The sequence below is a fragment of the Candidatus Aquicultor sp. genome (assembly GCF_054640775.1).
In genome coordinates this window covers 1-6,244 of sequence record NZ_JBTSLF010000151.1, presented here as the reverse complement: position 1 = coordinate 6,244, position 6,244 = coordinate 1, and the positions used below count along the sequence as shown (strand labels likewise).

The window sequence follows — 6,244 nt, the reverse complement described above, 5'->3', positions numbered from 1 at the left end:
GAAGCCGCACTCTTAGAACTAGAGTGCCAGGTTTACATGGGGGAGGAAGACACGAGGCGCCAGTCTCTTAACGTGTTCAGGATGAATCTTCTGGGAACCGAGGTCATCCCGGTCACCAGCGGAACAAAGACGCTAAAGGACGCTATGAACGAGGCGATCCGCGACTGGGTCACCAACGTCGAGACAACCCATTATATGATCGGCTCGGTTGCCGGTCCGCATCCATACCCGATGATGGTGCGCGATTTCCAGAGGATAATCGGCGACGAGACCCGGGAGCAGATGCAACAGGCCGAAGGGCGTATGCCCGATTATATCATCGCCTGCGTCGGTGGCGGAAGCAACGCCATGGGCATCTTTTACCCGTTTGCGGGAACCGACACCAAGCTCATCGGTATCGAACCCGCCGGTCATGGCCTTGATTCCGGCCAGCATGGCGCCCCGCTTACCCTGGGCGACAAGGGTGTGCTGCACGGCTCACTCAGCTACCTGTTGCAGGACGAATACGGCCAGATCTTACCGGCCCACTCGATTTCCGCCGGCCTTGATTATCCCGGCGTCGGCCCCGAGCACAGCTATTTTAAAGATAACGGCATTGCCGAATATAGTTCGATAACCGATAAAGAGGCGCTCGCTGCGTTCCAACTTCTCTCCAAGAAGGAAGGCATCCTGCCGGCGCTTGAGAGCTCGCACGCCGTTGCCTATCTGGAAAAAATGATAGACAAGACATCCAAAGACGATATCATTGTTATCAACCTCTCGGGACGAGGGGATAAAGACGTCCAAGTCGTCGCGGATGCGCTGGGGGTGAAGTTGTAAATGGTTATGACGAAAGTGAACCGCATCGATGCGGTCTTCAAACAACTGAGAGACGACAAAAGAAGCGCTTTGATGCCATATCTCATGGCGGGCTATCCGGATATCGACGCTTCACGCCACCTGCTGATCTCTGTCGCTAAAGCCGGCGCAGACTTAATAGAGTTCGGCATTCCCTATTCCGACCCACTTGCGGACGGACCGACGATTCAGGCAGCCTCCGAAGTGGCCCTCACGACGGGCATCAATACTGATATCGCCTTTGACCTGGTAAAAAAGGCACGCGAAGAGATTGAGACCCCGATTGCCGTAATGACTTACTACAACGCGATCTACCGCTATGGCCTGGAGCGCTTTGCCAGGAACGCAGCCGAAAGCGGCGTAGACGGCGTGATTTGCCCGGACCTGCCCCCCGAAGAGGCCGCTCCCTGGAGTGAGGCCGCCGCGCAATACGGGCTGGCGAATATCACATTTGCGTCGCCGACCAGCACCGACGAACGGCTCAAAAAGGTAGCCGACGCGGCCCGGGGCTTCATATACTGCGTTTCTTTAACCGGCGTCACCGGAGCAAGGACTAATCTTCCCTCGAATTTGACCGATTTTATAGGAAGGGTTAGAAAGGTTACCGACAAACCGTTGGCCGTCGGCTTCGGGATTTCGCAACCCGAGCAAGCAAAGCAAGTCGCCGGTATCGCCGACGGTGTTATTATTGGTAGCGCCCTGGTAAGCTTGATCGGTGCAGACAGAGAAACGTGTACCGAGGCGGCCGCAGCCTACATATCGAAAATACGAGGGGCAATGGACAGCTAGGCTGCAAAACGCTATACTTTTTACAGGCTAAATACTGAATTCAACACTAATAATTTAAGGCTGAAACACCAGAAATTGGTGTTTCAGAGCGGAGAAATATGCCAATAGGTGAATGGTTTAAGAAGCAAAACAAGCACCCATCAGCTGAACTAACCTTCGAAAAACGAGCCGTACCCGACGGAGTTTGGGAAAAATGCCCCGGCTGCGGCGAACCCGTATTTACAAAAGAACTCGAGAAAAACAGCAAAGTTTGTCCCAAATGCGACTTTCACTTTCCTCTCTCCGGTCATGAGCGCATCAACTTTACGGTAGATGCCGGCAGTTTTGAGGAGTTATGGACGGGCCTTTGTCCGGAGGATCCGCTCTCATTTGTAGCAGGCAAGTCTTATGTCGACGCTCTATCCATCGCAAAAAACAAAACAGGAATGAATGATGCCCTGGTATGTGGAAGGGCAGAGATCGACGGGCGTAGCGTGGCCGTCGCGGCGATGGATTTCAGATTTATCGGTGGGAGTATGGGCTCTGTTGTAGGCGAGAAAATCGCCAGGACAACAGAACTCGCAACAGAAGAAGACCGTCCGCTCATCATAGTAAGCAGCTCAGGCGGTGCCCGGATGCAGGAGGGCATGGTATCCCTCATGCAGATGGCAAAGACGAGCGCGGCAATCGCTTATCACAGCAGACGCGGGCTCCCATACATATCGGTGCTGGCGAACCCGACATCCGGCGGCGTTACTGCAAGTTTCGCAACTCTTGCAGATATAATAATCGCCGAACCGAATGCGTTTATCGGTTTTACCGGCCCGCGTGTTATCGAGCAAACTATAAAGCAAAAACTCCCGAAAAACTTTCAGACTGCTGAGTTCAACCTCGAACACGGCATGGTCGACATGATCGTGAACAGGATAGATATGAAACGCACCATCTCGAAGGTGCTCGACTACCTTGGTGAAAGCGGGGTGGTCAGATGAGAAGGTTCTCGTATGATTTCGAGCGCCCGCTGGTCGAGCTTGAAGAGCAGTTAGAGCAGCTCAAACATCTCGAATCAGCTGAAAAGGCGGATATCGCGGAGGAGATCGTGTTCCTGCAAAAGCAGATAGAAAAGCTGCGCATCCGGACATACGCAAATCTTACCCCCTGGCAAAGAGTGCAGATCACGAGGCACCCCGATAGGCCGCGTACAAGCGACTACATCGAGGCGATATTTACCGATTTTATCGAGCTTCACGGCGACCGCGCGTTCAGAGACGACCAATCGATCATCGGCGGCTTTGCCCGCCTGGACGGACAGAAGGTCATGATCATCGGGCATCAAAAAGGGCGCAACACCAAGGAAAACATCGCGCGAAATTTTGGCATGTCCCATCCTGAAGGGTACAGAAAAGCACTGCGTCTCATGAAACTGGCCGATAAATTCAAGCTGCCGCTACTAACGTTTGTCGATACCCAGGGCGCTTACCCCGGCATAGAGGCCGAGGAGCGGGGACAGGCGGTGGCCATTGCTCAGGACCTGCTTGAGCTGAGCATTCTTGAAGTGCCCGTAATCGTTACCGTAATAGGCGAAGGCGGAAGCGGTGGCGCGCTCGCCATCGGTTTCGGAGATAAGATCATCATGTTAGAAAACGCCTATTACTCGGTCATCACACCCGAGGGGTGTGCGAGTATCCTCTGGGACGGTGAAGGAGGGGGCGCCGAGAAAGCTGCGGAGATCCTGGGACTGCATGCGGATAAATTGCTGGAGCTTGGGATTATCGATACTATCGTGAAGGAACCCCTGGGCGGAGCCCACCACGGGCCGGCCTCAGTCGCCCGCGGACTTAAAAAAGAGCTGGCAACAGCCCTCAAAGACCTCAGCCCTGTAGACCCTGATGAGCTAGTTAAGAAGCGTTACGAGAGGATTCGGGGCATCGGCTATTACACCGAGGACGCAGGAAAACCCACGGTCCTCGACATGCAAAGCTAAGATAAATACTGCGCATATCACCTGCAGGAATACCTCGGATAAAACTATCATAAAATTATTTAAAATAATTTCAAAAAATCGCTAAAGGATTATTACCCGCGGCCGATATCATATATATCAGCCAAGACGGAATAAATAGAAGCTTTGGCGAGGGCTTCTAGGTCGTGGCAGACGGCTTGACTGACATGAAAGTCCCGGTCGAAGGATCGGGGCTTCTTTATTTTATCCTCGTTTTTAGTCTTTGACTTCGACAGCGCATCCAACCATAATCAGGGTATGTTCAAAGTTACACCTAAGAACGGTATTAGAAAAAAACTGCTGCTCGGCTATCTCGCAATAACGATTCCCTTGATCATCGTAATCATCTTTACCCACTACAATCGTTATGAAGATAAGCGGCGTGATATCCTGCAATCAAGGCTTATTTTCGCACGGGATATCTCGAGCAACTTTGACCACTTCGTTAAAGAAGTCTCGACGACCGAGCGGGCGATGGGTATTGCGATCACCGAGAACAACTACACACGGCGCAAGGCCAGCGAGTACTTGTCCAGGATTTCGAACCGGTATCCCGTCTTCAGCCTAGACTTTGTGCGTGCCGACGGGCAGATTTACGCATCTACCGACCCCAGCCTGGTCGGCACAAAGCTGATGCACGATAAATATGACATTAATTATGACCTTAAGAAGCTAAGTCCGCAGAAGGATTGGTTTACCACACCGCTCCATATACACCAGCATGGCGGGATCGGTTTTGATGTCATCACACCCGTGTGGCGTAAATCAAAACTGGCCGGCGTTATGGTCGCCTCTGTCGATTCCACGAGGCTCAACGAGATATTTGTCTTTGAGGTGCCGGGGGGCGGTTATAATATCACCGATAATAACGGAATGCTTATCTACCAGAACCAGTTCCCGAACAAGCTGCTATCTGAGCGGAACTGGGGTGCCAACAGGTTCATAAAAATCGCATCGTCGGGCAAGGAGTTTACTTCGACCGGGTTGACATTCCCGATCGACAATTCGTATAGAATGGGCGTGCAGGTTCCGATACACAGCCTTGGCTGGAGCGCGGGCTCGTTTGTGCCGGTCGAGGAGGTTATGGCCCCCATTAGAACCGATATCGTGAGAAGCGGTGTTGCTGCTAGTATGATCGTCTTACTTGCTGTTTTACTGGGCTTCTGGATAAGCGAGCGCATCGTCAAACCCATCACGGTTCTTGCGGATAAGGCAAAAGCGATAGCCAGGGGCAGCTTCGACGAGGATATCGGGCTCATTAAGACCGGCGATGAGATCGAGGACCTTGCGGAGAGCTTTAATACTATGAGGATAAATCTTAAAGAATATGTAAATGAGTTAAGCGGCCTGGTCGAGACGGGTGAGAAAATGAATCTGGCGCTTAATATCCCATTCGTCGAGGGCGCCGTGACGACTGCACTGAGGAACTACTTCGATGCGAAGGCGGTGTGGATAGCGCTTTACGATGAGCGTGAGAAGCAGCTTAAGGTCGACCATTTTTGGAGCGAGAACGAAGGCGTAGATTTGAGCGTTATTAAGATGGCGCCGGGGCAGGGTGTGGCCGGCAAGGTGTTGATGACCGGGAAGCCGACCGTTATTAAAGACCTGACCAAATCGGAATTTCTATTTAAGGATGTGGCCTTACAGGCCGGCATTGACTCTGAAATCGCCCTTCCGCTGGTATCCGGGGGCGGCTCGCTCGGTGTGATCGGGCTCTATACGCCGCTTACCAGGCAGGATAGGATAACCGAGAAGGAAATGGGGCTTTTGATGGCGCTTGCGAACCAGGCCGCGGTGGCGATAGAGAACGCGCGCCTTTATGAGGAGACGCGCGAATCGGAGCGCAAGCTTAAGGCCTCGAACGACGATTTGCGAATTTTGAATAAAGTGGCCCTCGATATATCTTCGGGTCTCGATCTTCAGGAGCTTTTAGGAAAGACGGTTACCAACGCGGTCGACCTGGTTGCGGCGGATATTGGCGCAATTGGGCTCTATAATGAGGAGAACGGCAGGCTGGAGTACCACTACAATGCCGGTTCGTCGGTCCAGTTGCGGGGTATTCCGGACGACCTCGGGCTCGCGGAAACAGTGTTGAAGATTCGAAAATCGGTTTTCACAAACGATTATCGCCACGACCCCAGGGCATCGAAAGAGGCGCTTGTAAGGGGTGTTAGTGCGGTCGCTGTAGCGCCGCTCTTTACCGGAAACCGGGTCATAGGAGTTATTCAGGTCGCCTCGGCTAACGCCAAGATGTTTAGCGATACGGATGTCGCGCTTCTTGAGGCGGTTGCAAATCAGGCCGCTGTGGCGATTGAGAACGCCAAGCTTTACGAGCGCGAGCGCGATGTTGCCGAGACGCTACAAAACGCGCTGCTTGCAGTACCGGATAGGCTTGACGGCATTAAACTCGGCCTGCTTTACCGGGCGGCCACAGAGCGCTCAAAAGTGGGCGGCGATTTCTACGATTTCATCGAGTTTACAAACGGCAGGATCGGCATCGTCGTGGGTGATGTGTCGGGCAAGGGCCTTCAGGCGGCGACGGTCACCGCTCTTGCTAAAATGACGATACGCGCATTCGCCTACGAATACGAGCAGCCCGCGCAGGTATTGGCGCACGCAAACAGCGTCCTTACGTCC

5 protein-coding genes are annotated in these 6,244 nt (G+C 53.0%); all 5 read left to right on the top strand.

The annotated features are described in order from the left end of the window. On the top strand, positions 1-819 hold an 819-nt coding region (trpB, locus tag ACYC56_RS11330; protein WP_461374290.1), incomplete at its 5' end, for a tryptophan synthase subunit beta. Then, a complete protein-coding gene (gene trpA / locus ACYC56_RS11325) occupies positions 820-1,626 on the top strand; it encodes a tryptophan synthase subunit alpha (protein ID WP_461374289.1) in 807 nt (268 codons plus the stop codon). It begins immediately after the preceding gene. A gap of 98 nt (positions 1,627-1,724) precedes the next feature. Then, complete coding sequence (gene accD, locus ACYC56_RS11320; RefSeq protein ID WP_461374288.1) at positions 1,725-2,597, top strand: acetyl-CoA carboxylase, carboxyltransferase subunit beta; 873 nt, start codon at positions 1,725-1,727, stop codon at positions 2,595-2,597. Then, positions 2,594-3,589, top strand: a complete 996-nt coding sequence (locus tag ACYC56_RS11315; protein WP_461374287.1) for an acetyl-CoA carboxylase carboxyltransferase subunit alpha — start codon at positions 2,594-2,596, stop codon at positions 3,587-3,589. Before accD ends, ACYC56_RS11315 begins: the two co-directional genes overlap by 4 nt. Before the next feature lie 276 nt (positions 3,590-3,865). Next, positions 3,866-6,244 (top strand): GAF domain-containing protein (locus tag ACYC56_RS11310; RefSeq protein ID WP_461374286.1); only part of this gene is annotated, 2,379 nt, incomplete at its 3' end.

Excerpts from the sequence above, each read along its gene's own strand:
- trpA (WP_461374289.1), top strand. The coding sequence starts at position 820 with ATGGTTATGACGAAAGTGAACCGCATCGATGCGGTCTTCAAACAACTG.
- ACYC56_RS11315 (WP_461374287.1), top strand. The coding sequence starts at position 2,594 with ATGAGAAGGTTCTCGTATGATTTCGAGCGCCCGCTGGTCGAGCTTGAA.
- accD (WP_461374288.1), top strand. The coding sequence starts at position 1,725 with ATGCCAATAGGTGAATGGTTTAAGAAGCAAAACAAGCACCCATCAGCT.